We start from the raw sequence: 13909 nt of genomic DNA, 5'->3' as shown, positions 1-13909 counted from the left end.
TTCACCTCAGCGGCCCATTTTCAGGGTTTGTAAAATCAGATTTTTCGCGGTGTTCAATACCTCGACGTTGTTTTGGTACGAGCGCGATGCGGACATCATGTTGGCCATTTCCTCGACGGTGTTGACGTTGGGTTTGTAGATGTAGCCGGTGGCGTCGGCCATGGGGTGGTTGGGGTTGTATTCCATGATCGGCGGCGCCTGGTTTTCGACAACGCCCAACACGTTGACGCCGCTGGCGGTGTTGTTTTTATCCATGATGTTCTTTAATTCGGCGGCAAACACCGGCTGCCGCGATTTGTAGACCTGATCGATGCTGCTGCTGACGCTGTTGGCATTGGACATGTTGCTGGCCACCAGATTCAGGCGCAGGTTCTCGGCATTCATGCCGCTGCCGGCGACGTCGAAGATTCTTAGCGAAGTCATGGCTATTCTCCTTTGATGGCGGTCATCAAACCCAGGAAATCGTCGTTGATGAAGCGCAAGCTGGCTTCGTATTGCACGGCGTTTTCGGCATATTTGGCTTGTTCGATATGGGTTTCGACGGTATTGCCGTCGAGCGAGGCATGCTGCGGGTTGCGGTACAGCAGGTCGGCGCCGAGGACGTTGTGCTGTCCGGCCAGATGGCCGCTGTGGCTGCGCTTCAGCTCGCCACCGCCGTCGCTAAGCGTTTGTTGGAATACGGCTTTGAAATCGAGGTCGCGGGCCTTGTAGTCCGGCGTATCGGCATTCGCCAGGTTGGACGCCAGTATTTCTCCGCGTTTCTCGCGAAGCATCAGGGCTTGCGGGTGTATACCCAAAGCGTTGTTGAAGTTGATTGCCATGATTGCCACCTTGCTGGTTTTTTTAATAAAAAAGCAGTAAGCGTGCCTGAAAAAAAAATTATTTAATTTTCAGTTGGGTGGCGGCGATGAGGGGCTATTTTGGCGTCAAAATCCAGTGTTGGGCTGCGGGCGGCAAAAACTTGCCGGTTGCCGGAGCCGTCAAGAAGTCGGCGCCGTGTCAGTCCGGTTTTCGGAAATAAGTGGCAAGTCCGGAACGGACCAATTCGTATGTGCCGATCCCGGTCGGCATGGCTTCGGTGCTGCTCAGAAACAAATAGCCGCCCGGCTCCAGGCTGTCGGCCATTCGCGTCAAAATGTCGCGCTTGATGGCGTCGGAAAAATAAATCAGTACGTTGCGGCAAAAAATGATGTCGAACCGGCCTAGAGCGGTGAAGGATTTCAAGAGATTGAACTGTTGAAACCGAACTTGGCGGGTAACATCCTCGTTTAACAGATAACCGTCGTAACTTTTCTGGAAATATCTGGCTTTAGCCGCTTCGTCTATGCCCCGGGACAGTGCGGCGTCGGAATAACAGGCGCGCTTGGCGTCTTCGAGAATCGCTTCGGAAATGTCGGTGCCGATAATTTGCAGCGTCCGGTTTTTGCCGCTTGCGCGCAATGCGTCCAAGCCGCAGATGCTGATGGAGTAGGGTTCCTGGCCGGACGAACAGGCTGCCGACCAGATGCGGATACTGCCGTTTTTTTGTGCCAGGAGTTGAGGTAGTACGGTGTCGCGCAATTCGGCGAATTGGCGTTCGTCGCGAAACCAGAAGGTTTCGTTGGTGGTCATCGCATCGATTACGGCGCTTCTCAGTTTTTGGGCGGAGAATGCGTTGGATTGCAGGGCCGTCGCCAGGCCGGGGAAGCCGGACAGTTCGAACTTGGCCAACAAGGGTTGCAACCGGCTTTTGACCAGATACTGTTTGTTGTCGCCGAGTTCGATACCGCAGTTTTGGCTGAGAAACTGTTGAATGGTTTGGTAGTCGGCCGGAGATATACTGCCGGCGAAGTCCAGTGAGTTTTCGGTGCCCGCCGACGTCAACATGTGGGGTGAAAATCCGAGCTGTCCTGCTCAGGAATGCTCGGCGTGGCTGACTCTTAGTTGGGCTTGAATAGCTTGCATCAGCGAATCCGGCTCGAACTTGGCTAGAAACTCGTTGGCTCCAACTTTTTGGACCATCGCGGTATTGAATACACCGCTTAACGACGTGTGCAGGATCACGTAGATGTGCTTCATATTCGGGTCGGCTTTGATTTTGGTTGCCAGTGTGTAGCCATCCATTCGCGGCATTTCCACGTCGGAAATAATCAGGGAGTATCGGTCTTCGATTTTAGTGCCTTCCGCAATCAGAGCGCACAAGTGTTCCCAGGCTTCCTGGCCGTCTTTGAGTGTGGTGCATTCGACGCCGATCTGTTCGCAAACCCGTTTGACTTGGTTTCTGGCTACCGAGGAATCGTCGACGACCAGAATGTGGTCGTTTTGGCTCATTACGTTCTGGTCTATAGACTCCGCCGACGCTTCTTCCCGGCCGCCGATCACTTCCTTCATGACTTTTTCCACGTCGATGACTTCGATCAGCTCGCCTTCGACTTCGGTGACCGCCGTCAGATAGCTTTCTTTTCCGGTGCCGGTCGGCGGGGCTTTGACTTGTTCCCAGCCGATATTAATGATCCGGTCTACCGACCCGACCAAGAAGCCTTGGATGGAGCGGTTGTATTCAGTAACGATCACGTAGCAACCCGCGTCACGCTGCAGTGGGCGCATGCCGATGGCCATGGATAAATCCAAGACCGGTATGGTTTTACCGCGCAAATGGGCTACGCCGCATATCACCGAATGCGAGTTTGGGATTTGGGTCAAAGGGGGGCATTGAATGACTTCCTGGACTTTGAACACGTTTATCCCAAAACGCTGGCGGCTGACCAGTTTGAATAAAAGCAGTTCGAATCGGTTATGCCCAGCCAGTTTGGTTCGTTGATCGACTCCGTCTAAGATTCCGGCCATATGTCCCCCTGAATAACGTTCGCCTAAGTATAGCGGCATTGTTACGGTTTACTTGAAATTTGCTGGTACGTTTTATGCAGAAAGCTTCGGGTAAGTCAAAAAAATGGCGATTAATATGAACAAGCTAAAGCTAGCCCTGGTTTTGATGTTGGTGTCCGCAACTGCGTGGGGAGGCTCGACCCAGTCCGGGCAACAGATTCAGGATGCAATTAACCAATTTGTCAGGTCGACATTGGAATCTGGGGGGAAATACGAGATTAATCTGACGCCACTCGATCCGCGTCTGCAATTGCCCGTCTGCGAACAAGCATTGCAAGTGTTTGCTCAAACCGGCGAAATCAAACCCGGGCGTAACACCGTCGGCGTCCGTTGCTACGGCGACAAGGGCTGGACGATATACAGCACCGTGTTGTTGAAGTCATTTAAAGACGTGCTGGTGTTGAATAAGTCTATGCAGCGAAACGACATTATTCGGGCGGAACATTTGACTGTGGAGACCCGCGATGCCGGCATGTTGCCGCAGGGATACCTCGCCGACATGAGCGATGTATTGGATAAGCAGGCAGCCCGCAACATCCCTGCCGGTAGCGTTTTGAATCGGCAGCACGTAGCGGACCCTACAGTGGTTCGCCGCGGCGAACGGGTCAATATCGAGTCCAGTAAGGCGGGTGTCGTGATCAGTGCGATGGGAGCAGCGCTGGGCGACGGCGCGAAAGGGCAGAAAATCAGCGTGCGGAACCTGTCCTCCAATCGCGTGATTCAAGCCGTCGTGGTGAATGCCGGCCAGGTTTCGGTTAATTTTTAAAATGTTGCTAAAGGAATTTACTATGATGCCGCTAACTGCTTTAGATAAAACTCACCTGGGAATTTCGCCATGGCTATCGAATCAATCAGCGGCAAGCCTGTCACCACTTCAATACCCGCAAAAGCCGGGGTTAAAGATGCGGCCGAGCCTAAACAACGGACCGAGACCAGCGCCGTTACCGACACTGTCGAGATCACCGCCACCGCCCAAGATATCAAAACGGCTGCTACCGGCGTTTCGGCGCCACTGGTCAATGAAGACCGCGTAGCGGCGATTAAAGCGGCTATTCAGGCTGGCAGCTACCAAGTCAACGCAGAGCGCGTGGCGGAAAAGATGCTGCAGTTCGATCAACAGTTACCCGACAGTACATGACTTTATGATAGAGAAAACATACCCGATCACTGAAAAACTGCTCGCCAACGGATTAAGAGCGGCCCAAAATTTGTTTGAGTTGTTAACCATCGAGTCCGATAAACTCAAGCAGAAAATCGATCCGGAAGCGATAGCCTCCATCGCGGCCGGTAAAAGAGACTTGGTGGCGCAGTTGGAGCAATTCACCAAACAGTTGGGCCAAGTTTTAGCAACCGAGCAGTTGACCGTCGGTAGTGACGGCATCAAAAAATATCTGGCCAAAGCCGGCGCTGCCGGTATCCATGTCGATGGCACTTGGACCAGTTGGGCCGATCTCGCCAAGTTATCTGAAAATTGCCGAGCGCTGAACGAGCAAAACGGTGCAAGTATCGCGTTGCTAAGCCGGCATACCCAGCGTTCTTTGCAAATACTGCGCGGCAAATCGCCGCTTGCGGCCACTTACGGACCGGATGGCGTAACCCGTAACGAGCTGTTTTCGCATACTTTAATTTCAGTGTAGACTGAGCGCCGAATTACTTTACGGGCCGCTCGCCATGCTGAGTAAGTTGAAGCATCTTTTTTCCAAAGCCAGCGCATCCACGCCTGAAGTCGATGACGATTTATTGGCTTTTGAAAATCCCAATTTCATTACCGATCCCGATAAAATCGCCCGCCTGCTCGGAGAAATCGAAAGCAGTTCGCCGTTGTGCACCATTCAAATAGAAGGTTTTGCAGAAGATTTCAGCTCGTCGGTCTTGAGCATCAAGTTGGACAAAAACGCCATCATTTTGGACGAATTGATGCCCCAGCACGGCAACGATTTGTTGCTGCGTTCCCGGGCGCTGAAGTTATCGACCTTTCATAAAGGGATACATTTGTCCTTCCATTTGGCCAATATCGAGGTCGGCCACTCCAAAGGCATCAACTACTACAAGGCACCCCTGCCGGATCGAGTGTTTTATCCGCAACGCCGACGTTCGCCGCGGCTGGAAATCAGCGCCATAGATATCCCTTTTAGCGGTGTGGTTCAGCGTACCGGGATATCGATCGGCGGTTACCTGTTCGATCTTTCGAGAGGTGGGGCCGGTGTCAGCGTACCCATCAACAGAGCGCGGGTGCAGCGCGGCGATGTGATCAAAAATTGCCAGCTTACTTTCGACGATTACGTGATGGATTTCGAATTTGCCGTCCGCTTTGTAAAGCCGGTTTCCGCGACGTCTCCCAAAGTGCAAATCGGCGGAATTTTCGAAGGGCTTTCCGCGAGAAGCCAATCGAAACTATCCTATTTCATCACATCGCTCGAACGGGTCGAGATTCGAAAACAGAAAGCCTGAGCCGCTTGCTATGGTAAAATTCGCCTGATTAATCACTTAGTCCCGGTAGCTCAGTAGGATAGAGCGGTCCCCTCCTAAGGGACAGGTCGTACGTTCGAATCGTATCCGGGACGCCATGAATCTGATCCTGATTTTATTGAATCCCGACGTCAGTCGCAGGTTTGACTACACATAAAAAAGCCGGCACGCAGCCGGCTTTTTTGTTTCTTGCGGTAGGTTTGGTTAGGCGGATGGGCTGTTTTTGCGCTTCCAACCCAGGACGCCTACTACGCCGCTGAGAAACAGCCATGTCGCTGTTGGCAACGGCACCACGGTCGGAATAATTGGCGATACGCTTAAGCTGCCGGTATAGGTGCCCTCCTTCGACAAGCCTTTGATCGCAAGCTGGTAATTGCCGGCCCCTAAAACGGGTATGTTGTTCAACGAAATCAAGTTAAACGTGGTCAATAGTTCCTGGTAAAACGGCGGAACATTTGGGAAAGGCAAATTAACCAAGGTCGGAGTCGATGCAACCGAAAACGACGTCAACGAACCAGTGGCTATAACTGCCGATGTGGCGTCGAGCAATTCCACGCTGGCGCTAGAGATACCGTTAGTGCTGGTTACAGTAGCGTTGCTGAAATCGGTCGTCAGACTAACCAATGTTTGGACGTTTTGAAAACTTACTGCCCCTGATAAATTGTAGGCATCGTAAACATCGTCAATCACAAAGTCGTAGATTTTACTGAACGGACCTACACCTACGGTATTGTCGATCACCGTCGCAGCGGCCGGTGTAAGTAGGGTCGACGCTGCCGCCTCAGGCAAATAGCCCGCGCCGGTCAGTGCCAGACAGCCCGTCAAAAGATAACTTATTTTGTTTTGTTTCATAGTCGATTCTCACGAGAGTAAATTTGTGCCAAGGCCTCTGAACCATTCTTTAGCCGGCATCAGACAAAAGTGCAGACGCTCATAACAGCGGGTCTGGTTCAAGCATCAAAGTGCGATCTGACACATCGATAAGTTAGGAGGCGGGCGAGTCGCTCCCATACAGGTGCCGTCCCTTTCCTGTCCCCCATGCTCCGAAGGGTAAACGTCATTTCCTGGTGCGGTTGTTCCCAGGTGTTTTTACCCGTTTGTCGGCCTTTTTGTCTGGACAGAATTATAGACAGCAAGAGTGGGGAAATTCGTAAGTTGATGAACTTTAATCGAATCTTAATTTGTTACTAATCAATGGTCCGGAAATAAGGGATAGAATCTTTTACATGGTTTTTGTGGGGTGAATGTCTTGGCCACCGCTCAGCGGATCAGCAGTCATGCGTTGGCTTCGCGGCGATGTGTGCGTTGCAGTCAGGTTGTACTTGACGTTGAAGAACGACGGGTGCCAACGGGCATATGACCATTTCCTGTCGGATTAATTTGAGCGTTAGGCTCTGCAAAGGTTTGGCGAGGCGGTTCAACAATTTGGAAGTGTCCAAATTCCGATCGGCCTCCGCGCAAGAACTCTTTGAACACCTGTCTTCGGCAATGTTGTAGACAGGCGGGCTAGAGTAAGTTGGCCGAGGACGGCCGTTTGTTAACGTAAATGTACGGAGAAAATCAATGAAAATGATTTCATATTTTAGGCTTTGGCTTGCCGTTTGCCTGTTTGCAGTGTCGACTGCAAGCTCGGCCGGCATTATCTGGGAATCGACGGATGGAGATATCAATTTCTTGTCCGTCGGATTTTCGTCACCGTTTCCGACTGGCGATACTTTTGGCATCTTCTCGGCTACTGCCGATTTGTCGAGTGCGGCACCGTTATACACTTTTTCGGGCGTCGGTAACTTTGCCACATCAAGCCCGTTCAAATTGGGTTTGCTGACTGTCAGTGGCTGGGTCAGCGAGAGTGCTAATTCCAATCTAGCTGGTAACACTTATTTGCTGAGTTTTGCTAAACCGGGTATCAGCAATACGCTAAGCCTGCTGTATGGCTTCGATATCAAACCGGCCGCTGACCAAGATCCGGTGTCTGGTGTGCCTCTACCTGCCTCAATCTGGTTTATGACCAGTGCGTTGCTGGGTTTCCTGTATGTGGGACGCAATAAATCTAATCTGGTCGCTTGATTTTTCTCCGGATCAAACAGTCTTGTTTGATCCGGCATTTTTATCTAATTAACCCGGTGTTTATTTATACCGCGCAATATCAGCGATAATCCGAGCTTTATTCTCCTGTAGGTGAGTCGGTGGCAAGGGTTCTGATTGTTGGATGCGGTAAGATTGGTTTTGGTTTGGCTACCGCATTGAGCTGTAGCGGTCATTCCGTGACTGGGTTAAAACGCACGCCCTTGGCGGTTCCGCCACCATTTCCGCTACGGTTAAGCGATATTACGCGGCCGTTATCGTCAGCCTTAATTCCTACCGACTACGACTTGGTCGTGTTTGTCGTATCCGCGGACAGTCGGCAGCATGAGCAATATCAAGCGCTTTATGGAACCGGTCTTAACAACGTCTTGCATCATTTTGCCGATGCCGGAGCGACGCCCCCCTTTCTTATGGTTTCTTCCACCAGCGTTTACGGCCAAAACGGCGGGGAATGGGTCGACGAAGCCAGTCCGACGCAACCGGCCAGCGCAACTGCTGAGTGGTTGGTAAAAGCCGAGCAGCGCTTGTGGCAGGCCGGAGAGCGTAACTGTGTGGTCAGATTTTCCGGCATATACGGCCCCGGTCGCGACTGGTTGTTGAGGCGGGCGGCCGCCGGAGAGGCGATCCAGCGCGATCCGCCCAGCTACACCAATCGCATCCATCAGGACGATTGCGTCGCGGTGCTGTTGTTTCTGATTGGCAAAATGCTGGATGGAACCAAACTCGACCCGTGTTATGTGGCCAGCGACAACGATCCGGCGCCGTTGTGGGACGTCATGACCTGGATCGCGGCGCAATTCGGCTATCCGCCGCCGCAGGCTTTGCCGCCGGTGACAGGCGCGCCGCAAAACAAGCGCTGCAGTAACGCTCGGCTCAATGCCTTGGGCTATCGCTGGCTCTATCCGAGTTACAAGGACGGTTATTTGTCGCCGTATTCCGCTTGAATCGATTGCCTTTGTCGCTTGTTGGCAGTGACGGTTTTCGCCGTCGGCGATACCGTTGCGGTGGCGAGAAAATTGGGTACACCCTTCTCGCCGCTGAGCCTGAAGTCTTCGCGCAGGCAAGCCAGCGCGCTAGTTCGATCTAGCTGCATAGGGCCAATCATCACCTGGTAGGTCAGTTCGAACAAACGCTTCAACGCTATTTGCCAGGTACTGCCGCTCAGCGCATAAAGGTGTTCGCTGAATTGCATGAACCGGGCAAACGGCCGGTCGGCTAAAATCAGCGGCAAGGTGTGGGCGAAGCGGCCGGAGTTGCCGATCAAATCCCAGAAGCGGGCAAAGCGGCCGATACCTTGCATCGCGGCGAAACTGAATGTGCTGCTGCTGAGCAAGGTGTAAGGCGGATTCGGATCGTAACGTAAATCGAACGCTTGGGTGTGGCGGTTGATCGGCGCGCCGCGCAGCCGTTTCAGGATGCCGACCTGGATTTCCTGCGGCTGCAAGGCCACCAACGCATCGAAGCTGTTACCGAAATTTGCCAGCGTGTCGCCGGGCAGGCCGGCGATCAGATCGGCGTGAATGTGGGCGTGTGAATGCTGCCGGAGCCAAGCCAGATTGGCTTTGGTTTTCTCGTTATCCTGCCTGCGGCTGATTAACTGTTGCACGGCCGGATCGAAACTTTGTACGCCGATTTCGAATTGCAACACCCCTGGCGGAAAGCGGGCAATGGCGGCTTTCAAGCGCTCCGGTAAATTGTCCGGGATGACTTCGAAATGCAAATAAAGGTCGCTGCTCAGCCGTTCCAGAAAAAACTCCAGAATCGCCACGCTGGTATCGGTCTTCAAATTGAAAGTGCGGTCGATGAATTTAAAATTGCGGGCGCCGCGGCGATGCAATTCAGACATGCTGGTTAAAAAAGCTTCCAGCGCAAACGGCTTCGCGGTCAGGTCGAGCGAGGACAGGCAGAACTCGCATTTGAACGGGCAGCCGCGCGAGGCCTCGACATAAACGATGCGCTGGCGGATATCCGTATCGCTGTAATAAGGGTAGGGCGATGCCAGGTTTTGCAAGGCCACGGTTTGGCCGGCGATGATTTTGGCCGGCGGCTCGTTGCCGGCCAGCAGTTGGCGGCATAAGTCCGGGAAACTGACTTCGCCGTAGCCGGTGACGATGTAATCCGCCAACTCCGCCCAGGCCGGTAAGTCGGGCGGATGGCTGACTTCCGGACCGCCGGCTACCAAAACGATCTGCGGTGCGACCTGCTTCAAAATCGCCGCAATCGCGCCGACTTCCGCCACATTCCAGATATAGACGCCAAACCCGATAATTCGCGGCTGCTGCGCCAGCAATTTTTCGACGATTTCCAGCGGGCGCTGCTGAATGCCGGATTCGAGTAGCGCCGTGCGTACCTGCAATTCGCCCATATTGGCGTAAAGGTAGCGCAAGCCAAACGCGCTGTGGATGTAACGGGCGTTCAGAGTGGTGATGACGATATCGGGCATGTTCGGTCGGGTTTACTGGTCTGTAGCTGGGCGGGCTGCGAGCATAACATCGATTGTCGGGCACGATAAACCGTGACCGGGTGCGGTTGCCGCTTGAAATATTCCGCATCGACTGCCATTAAGTGGGGGCCGGAGCCTATACCGGCCTGATAAAATGCCAGCGGGACGTGTCCCCAATTCGAACCCAGTTTGTATCGCCATGAAAAAATTACTGAATCAAAGTTTCTTAACCAATTTCATCTCTTTGTTGATTATCGCTGCCGGCTACCTCAGCCCTTATTACGCGGAGACCTTGAAGGCCATCGGCTTCTTTGCGTTTTCCGGCGCGATTACCAACTGGCTGGCAATCCACATGCTGTTCGAGAAAGTGCCGTTTTTGTACGGTTCCGGCATCATTCCGGCCCGGTTCGAGGAGTTTAAAGCCTCGATCAAGGCCTTGATGATGGAGCAATTTTTCACCGTGGAAAATATCGAGCAATTCATCGAAACCGAAGAACGGCAGGGTGGCAGCATTCTGAATGTGGAACCGCTGCTGGGGGCGGTCGACTACGACAAGGTGTACGAAGGCCTGGTCAGCTCGATCATGGCTTCGTCGTTCGGCGGGATGTTGCTGATGATGGGCGGCGAGCAGGCCTTGCTGCCGCTGAAGGAACCGTTTTGCGAAAAAATGCAGCACACGCTGCGAGAGATGGTCGATTCGGATACTTTCAAATCAGCGCTGCAAAACGGCCTGAACGCGCACAAAATCGGCGAAGACCTGACCGGCAAAATCGAAGCGGTGATCGACAAGCGCCTCGCCGAGTTGACGCCGCAGCTGGTGAAAGAAATGGTGCAATCCATCATCAAAAAGCACCTGGGCTGGCTGGTGGTGTGGGGCGGGGTATTCGGCGGCCTGCTGGGCGCATTGTTCGGATTTGCCTGAGCATGACCAGCGTCGAATTGGTTTACGAAAGCCACGGCCAACCGGCCGGGACTCCGCTGATCATCGTGCATGGCTTCTTGGCGGCGGCGCGCAATTGGCGCACCGTCGCCAAGCGCCTGGCCGCCAAGCGCCATGTTTATGTGCTGGATATGCGCAACCACGGCAGCTCGCCGCAGGCTGAGAATCTGGACTACCCGAGCATGGCCGGCGATTTGATCGCCTTTATGGATCGGCATGGCATCGCCGCCGCCGATTTGCTCGGTCACAGCATGGGCGGCAAGGCGGTGATGTGGTTGGCTTTGCAGTATCCCCAGCGCGTTGCCAACCTGATCGTTGCCGATATTGCTCCGGTCAGTTACCAGCACAGCTTCGATGCGTTGATCGACGCGTTGGGCAGCTTGCCGGTAGATAGTATCGGCAACCGCAAGCAAGCGGAGGAAGCCCTGGCCGACGCGATTCCGGATCTGGCCTACCGCCAGTTCTTGCTGCAAAACCTGTTGTTAAAGGACGGCCAGTACTACTGGCGGATCGACTTGGATATCATGCGGCGCAACGCCCACCATATCGTCGGTTTTCCCGACGCCGATACCGCTGCGTTTGCCGGGCCGGTCTTGTTTATCGGCGGCGAGCGCTCGAAATACATCGACGAGCAGGCCGTGTACCAAGCATTTCCCGCCGCCAGGATCAGCACCATCCCGGATACCGGGCACTGGCTGTATGTCGAAGCGCCCGAAACCTTCTGCCGGTTGGTGGAGGATTGGTTGTCGGGTAAGCGCTAACAGCTTGATTTTTTAGGGTTTAGAACCTTGGTACACTAGCCTGCTCCCGGATAGCGGCTATCATCCGGCATGCCTCGAAGCTAGAGCATTGCGGAGTAATGATATGTCCAACCATTCCTGTCGGCAGTCGCCGAACCGAAAAAACCACCGGCTTGCGCTTTCTCTGGACGATTTTATCGCGTCGCAAACGGAAGCGGCGCTCAGCGATTATCTGTCGCTGTCGTTTAGCAGCGAAGGCGACTTCACCAAAATCAGCATAACTACCGTCGGTCCGGAACCCGTTACCTACTCGGCGCTGGTGCCGGCCGCGATGACCCCGGATTGGCAGACCCTGGTGTTTGTGGCGCAACCGTTTAAATTGGGCGAGTTAAGCGATTTCAGTTCGGTGGCCGAGAAACGAAAAGCTTGTGTTAGAATCGCGCGGCTTGCGCCGATTTGGCTGACGCTGCGCACCAAAGGCGGGCAACGCCGGCGCAGAGGCGGCTCCAATGCCGATGGCGCATAACTCTAGCCATCCCTTTTCATAACTATTTATTCGAAACGCTCATGAGTAAACCAAAAAAAGTCGCAATTCTTACCGCTGGCGGTTTGGCGCCATGTCTGAACTCTGCTATCGGCAGCTTGATTGAACGTTACACGGAAATCGATCCGAGTATCGAAATCATCTGCTACCGCGGCGGCTACAAAGGCCTGTTGCTGGGAGATTCATACCCTGTCACCGCGGAAGTGCGTCAAAAAGCCGGTTTACTGCAACGTTTCGGCGGTTCCGTGATCGGCAATAGCCGGGTCAAACTGACGAATGTCAAAGACTGCGTCAAACGCGGATTGGTTAAAGAAGGCGAAGACCCGCAAAAAGTCGCGGCCGACCAGTTGATCAAGGATGGCGTCGACATTCTGCACACCATCGGCGGCGACGACACCAATACCGCCGCGGCGGATCTGGCGGCATTTTTGGCGAAGAACAACTATGGTCTGACCGTGATCGGTTTGCCGAAAACCGTCGACAACGACGTGTTCCCGATCAAGCAATCGCTGGGTGCCTGGACTGCCGCCGAGCAAGGCGCGCGCTACTTCATGAACGTGGTGGCCGAGAACAACGCCAACCCGCGCATGCTGATCGTCCACGAAGTCATGGGCCGCAACTGCGGCTGGTTGACCGCTGCTACCGCCCAGGAATACCGCAAACTGCTGGATAAAGCCGACTGGCTGCCGGAATTGGGCTTGAGCCGCGAGTCTTACGAAGTCCATGCCGTTTTCGTCCCGGAAATGGCGATCGATCTGGAAGCCGAAGCCAAGCGTCTGCGCGAGGTGATGGACAAAGTCGATTGCGTCAACATCTTCGTTTCCGAAGGTGCCGGCGTCGAGTCTATCGTCGCCGAAATGCAGGCCAAAGGTCAGGAAGTGCCGCGCGACGCCTTCGGCCACATCAAACTGGATGCGGTCAACCCCGGCAAATGGTTCGGTGAGCAATTCTCGCAAATGGTCGGCGCCGAAAAAACTCTGGTGCAAAAATCCGGTTACTTTGCCCGCGCTGCGGCATCCAACGTCGACGACATGCGCTTGATCAAATCCTGCGCCGACTTGGCGGTCGAATGCGCCTTCCGCCGTGAATCCGGCGTGATCGGCCATGACGAAGACAACGGCAACGTGCTGCGGGCGATCGAATTCCCGCGCATCAAAGGCGGCAAGCCGTTCAATATCGATGCCGACTGGTTCAACAAAATGCTGGGCGAGATCGGCCAGCCCAAAGGCGGCAAGGTCGACGTTAGCCACTAAGTCGTTTTCGCCTTAGAAGAACGGCAGGGGCGGTTTAACCGCCCCTTTTTGTTTGGGAAAGGCGAATAGATTCGCCTCTATCAACAATTCACAAACCCAAATCGGTCAACCCGGCGTGATCGTCGGGACGGCGGCCCAGCGGCCAGTGAAACAGGCGCTCGTTGTCTGTGATCGGCAAATCGTTGATGCTGGCAAAGCGGCGCTGCATCAGGCCAAATTCGTTAAATTCCCAATTTTCGTTGCCGTAACTACGGAACCAGTTGCCGGCGTCGTCGCGCCATTCGTACGCAAACCGAACCGCGATGCGGTTATCGCTGAAGGCCCACAATTCCTTGATTAACCGGTAATCCAGTTCCTTGGCCCATTTGCGTTGCAAAAATTCTTTGATCTGTTGCCGGCCCACCGGAAACTCGGCGCGATTGCGCCAGCGGCTGTGTTCGGTATAGACCTGCACGACCCGATCAGGATCGCGGCTGTTCCAGGCGTCTTCGGCCATCCGCACTTTTTGCGCGGCGGTTTCGGCGGTAAACGGGGGAAGGGGTGGTTTGGTTTCCATAGTGCGCTCCCGAA

Annotated in this window: 17 protein-coding genes and 1 tRNA gene; 11 read left to right on the top strand and 7 right to left on the bottom strand. The window is 54.1% G+C overall.

What is annotated here, in order from left to right; all coding sequences use genetic code 11:
- Positions 1-6: 6 nt before the first annotated feature.
- The 4 genes from flgC to C2U68_RS10615 all read right to left on the bottom strand — a co-directional run bounded on the left by flgC (position 7) and on the right by C2U68_RS10615 (position 2826).
- Positions 7-423 carry a flagellar basal body rod protein FlgC gene (gene flgC, locus C2U68_RS10630; protein WP_140912467.1) on the bottom strand — a complete coding sequence of 139 codons (417 nt, stop codon included), beginning with the start codon at positions 421-423 and terminating at the stop codon, positions 7-9.
- A 2-nt stretch (positions 424-425) separates the two neighbouring features.
- Positions 426-821 carry a flagellar basal body rod protein FlgB gene (gene flgB / locus C2U68_RS10625; protein ID WP_140912466.1) on the bottom strand — a complete coding sequence of 132 codons (396 nt, stop codon included), beginning with the start codon at positions 819-821 and terminating at the stop codon, positions 426-428.
- 178 nt (positions 822-999) lie between these two features.
- Positions 1000-1866: a CheR family methyltransferase gene (locus C2U68_RS10620; RefSeq protein ID WP_140912465.1), complete on the bottom strand. Its 867-nt coding sequence runs from the start codon at positions 1864-1866 to the stop codon at positions 1000-1002.
- A gap of 27 nt (positions 1867-1893) precedes the next feature.
- Positions 1894-2826, bottom strand: coding sequence for a chemotaxis protein CheV (locus tag C2U68_RS10615; RefSeq protein WP_140912464.1), 933 nt, complete (start codon positions 2824-2826; stop codon positions 1894-1896).
- A 115-nt stretch (positions 2827-2941) separates the two neighbouring features.
- Here C2U68_RS10615 and flgA point away from each other — a divergent pair, with 115 nt between their 5' ends.
- The 5 genes from flgA (at position 2942) to C2U68_RS10590 (ending at position 5432) form a co-directional block, all read left to right on the top strand.
- Positions 2942-3631 (top strand): flagellar basal body P-ring formation chaperone FlgA, encoded by a 690-nt coding sequence (flgA, locus tag C2U68_RS10610; protein ID WP_140912463.1) that lies wholly within the window; start codon positions 2942-2944, stop codon positions 3629-3631.
- A 69-nt stretch (positions 3632-3700) separates the two neighbouring features.
- Positions 3701-4003, top strand: a complete 303-nt coding sequence (gene flgM, locus C2U68_RS10605) for a flagellar biosynthesis anti-sigma factor FlgM (RefSeq protein WP_140912462.1) — start codon at positions 3701-3703, stop codon at positions 4001-4003.
- Positions 4004-4007: 4 nt separating this feature from the next.
- On the top strand, positions 4008-4502 hold the full coding sequence (locus C2U68_RS10600) for a flagella synthesis protein FlgN (RefSeq protein WP_140912461.1): 495 nt from the start codon (positions 4008-4010) through the stop codon (positions 4500-4502).
- Positions 4503-4536: 34 nt separating this feature from the next.
- A complete protein-coding gene (locus C2U68_RS10595; protein ID WP_140912460.1) occupies positions 4537-5316 on the top strand; it encodes a flagellar brake protein in 780 nt (259 codons plus the stop codon).
- Positions 5317-5355: 39 nt separating this feature from the next.
- Positions 5356-5432, top strand: a tRNA-Arg gene (locus C2U68_RS10590).
- Positions 5433-5538: 106 nt separating this feature from the next.
- Here the strand turns inward: C2U68_RS10590 and C2U68_RS10585 are convergent.
- Complete coding sequence (locus C2U68_RS10585) at positions 5539-6186, bottom strand: hypothetical protein (protein WP_140912459.1); 648 nt, start codon at positions 6184-6186, stop codon at positions 5539-5541.
- Positions 6187-6897: 711 nt separating this feature from the next.
- On the opposite strand from C2U68_RS10585, the gene C2U68_RS10580 reads away from it, so the two are divergent.
- Together C2U68_RS10580 and C2U68_RS10575 are read left to right on the top strand one after the other, a co-directional pair.
- Entirely contained in the window at positions 6898-7401 is a 504-nt protein-coding gene (locus tag C2U68_RS10580; RefSeq protein ID WP_140912458.1) for a hypothetical protein, read from the top strand.
- A gap of 119 nt (positions 7402-7520) precedes the next feature.
- Positions 7521-8363: an SDR family oxidoreductase gene (locus tag C2U68_RS10575; protein WP_140912457.1), complete on the top strand. Its 843-nt coding sequence runs from the start codon at positions 7521-7523 to the stop codon at positions 8361-8363.
- Here the strand turns inward: C2U68_RS10575 and C2U68_RS10570 are convergent.
- Complete coding sequence (locus C2U68_RS10570; protein WP_140912456.1) at positions 8339-9862, bottom strand: B12-binding domain-containing radical SAM protein; 1524 nt, start codon at positions 9860-9862, stop codon at positions 8339-8341. The two genes, C2U68_RS10575 and C2U68_RS10570, sit on opposite strands and share 25 nt — an antisense overlap.
- A gap of 199 nt (positions 9863-10061) precedes the next feature.
- Here C2U68_RS10570 and C2U68_RS10565 point away from each other — a divergent pair, with 199 nt between their 5' ends.
- The 4 genes from C2U68_RS10565 to C2U68_RS10550 all read left to right on the top strand — a co-directional run bounded on the left by C2U68_RS10565 (position 10062) and on the right by C2U68_RS10550 (position 13339).
- Positions 10062-10784: a DUF445 domain-containing protein gene (locus C2U68_RS10565; RefSeq protein ID WP_140912455.1), complete on the top strand. Its 723-nt coding sequence runs from the start codon at positions 10062-10064 to the stop codon at positions 10782-10784.
- 2 nt (positions 10785-10786) lie between these two features.
- The gene (locus tag C2U68_RS10560) at positions 10787-11563 is read left to right on the top strand and encodes an alpha/beta fold hydrolase (protein WP_140912454.1); all 777 of its coding nucleotides are present in this window, start codon (positions 10787-10789) and stop codon (positions 11561-11563) included.
- Between the two features lie 103 nt (positions 11564-11666).
- Entirely contained in the window at positions 11667-12068 is a 402-nt protein-coding gene (locus C2U68_RS10555) for a hypothetical protein (protein WP_140912453.1), read from the top strand.
- Between the two features lie 41 nt (positions 12069-12109).
- A complete protein-coding gene (locus C2U68_RS10550) occupies positions 12110-13339 on the top strand; it encodes a pyrophosphate--fructose-6-phosphate 1-phosphotransferase (protein WP_140912452.1) in 1230 nt (409 codons plus the stop codon).
- 88 nt (positions 13340-13427) lie between these two features.
- Here the strand turns inward: C2U68_RS10550 and C2U68_RS10545 are convergent, their stop codons facing one another.
- Entirely contained in the window at positions 13428-13895 is a 468-nt protein-coding gene (locus C2U68_RS10545; protein ID WP_140912451.1) for a DUF1348 family protein, read from the bottom strand.
- Between the last annotated feature and the right edge of the window lie 14 nt (positions 13896-13909).

It is taken from the genome of Methylomonas koyamae, from assembly GCF_006483455.1.
Lineage (GTDB): Bacteria > Pseudomonadota > Gammaproteobacteria > Methylococcales > Methylomonadaceae > Methylomonas > Methylomonas koyamae_B.
The sequence above is the reverse complement of the archived record's forward strand: the minus strand, read 5'-3'. Positions and strand labels throughout refer to the sequence as shown.

Bases quoted from the DNA above. Each gene is read 5' to 3' on its own strand.
- C2U68_RS10615 (WP_140912464.1), bottom strand. From the start codon at position 2,826: ATGGCCGGAATCTTAGACGGAGTCGATCAACGAACCAAACTGGCTGGG.
- C2U68_RS10555 (WP_140912453.1), top strand. From the start codon at position 11,667: ATGTCCAACCATTCCTGTCGGCAGTCGCCGAACCGAAAAAACCACCGG.
- C2U68_RS10600 (WP_140912461.1), top strand. From the start codon at position 4,008: ATGATAGAGAAAACATACCCGATCACTGAAAAACTGCTCGCCAACGGA.
- C2U68_RS10565 (WP_140912455.1), top strand. From the start codon at position 10,062: ATGAAAAAATTACTGAATCAAAGTTTCTTAACCAATTTCATCTCTTTG.
- C2U68_RS10580 (WP_140912458.1), top strand. From the start codon at position 6,898: ATGAAAATGATTTCATATTTTAGGCTTTGGCTTGCCGTTTGCCTGTTT.
- flgA (WP_140912463.1), top strand. From the start codon at position 2,942: ATGAACAAGCTAAAGCTAGCCCTGGTTTTGATGTTGGTGTCCGCAACT.
- flgC (WP_140912467.1), bottom strand. From the start codon at position 423: ATGACTTCGCTAAGAATCTTCGACGTCGCCGGCAGCGGCATGAATGCC.
- C2U68_RS10620 (WP_140912465.1), bottom strand. From the start codon at position 1,866: ATGTTGACGTCGGCGGGCACCGAAAACTCACTGGACTTCGCCGGCAGT.
- C2U68_RS10595 (WP_140912460.1), top strand. From the start codon at position 4,537: ATGCTGAGTAAGTTGAAGCATCTTTTTTCCAAAGCCAGCGCATCCACG.
- C2U68_RS10570 (WP_140912456.1), bottom strand. From the start codon at position 9,862: ATGCCCGATATCGTCATCACCACTCTGAACGCCCGTTACATCCACAGC.
- flgB (WP_140912466.1), bottom strand. From the start codon at position 821: ATGGCAATCAACTTCAACAACGCTTTGGGTATACACCCGCAAGCCCTG.
- C2U68_RS10550 (WP_140912452.1), top strand. From the start codon at position 12,110: ATGAGTAAACCAAAAAAAGTCGCAATTCTTACCGCTGGCGGTTTGGCG.
- C2U68_RS10560 (WP_140912454.1), top strand. From the start codon at position 10,787: ATGACCAGCGTCGAATTGGTTTACGAAAGCCACGGCCAACCGGCCGGG.
- flgM (WP_140912462.1), top strand. From the start codon at position 3,701: ATGGCTATCGAATCAATCAGCGGCAAGCCTGTCACCACTTCAATACCC.
- C2U68_RS10545 (WP_140912451.1), bottom strand. From the start codon at position 13,895: ATGGAAACCAAACCACCCCTTCCCCCGTTTACCGCCGAAACCGCCGCG.
- C2U68_RS10585 (WP_140912459.1), bottom strand. From the start codon at position 6,186: ATGAAACAAAACAAAATAAGTTATCTTTTGACGGGCTGTCTGGCACTG.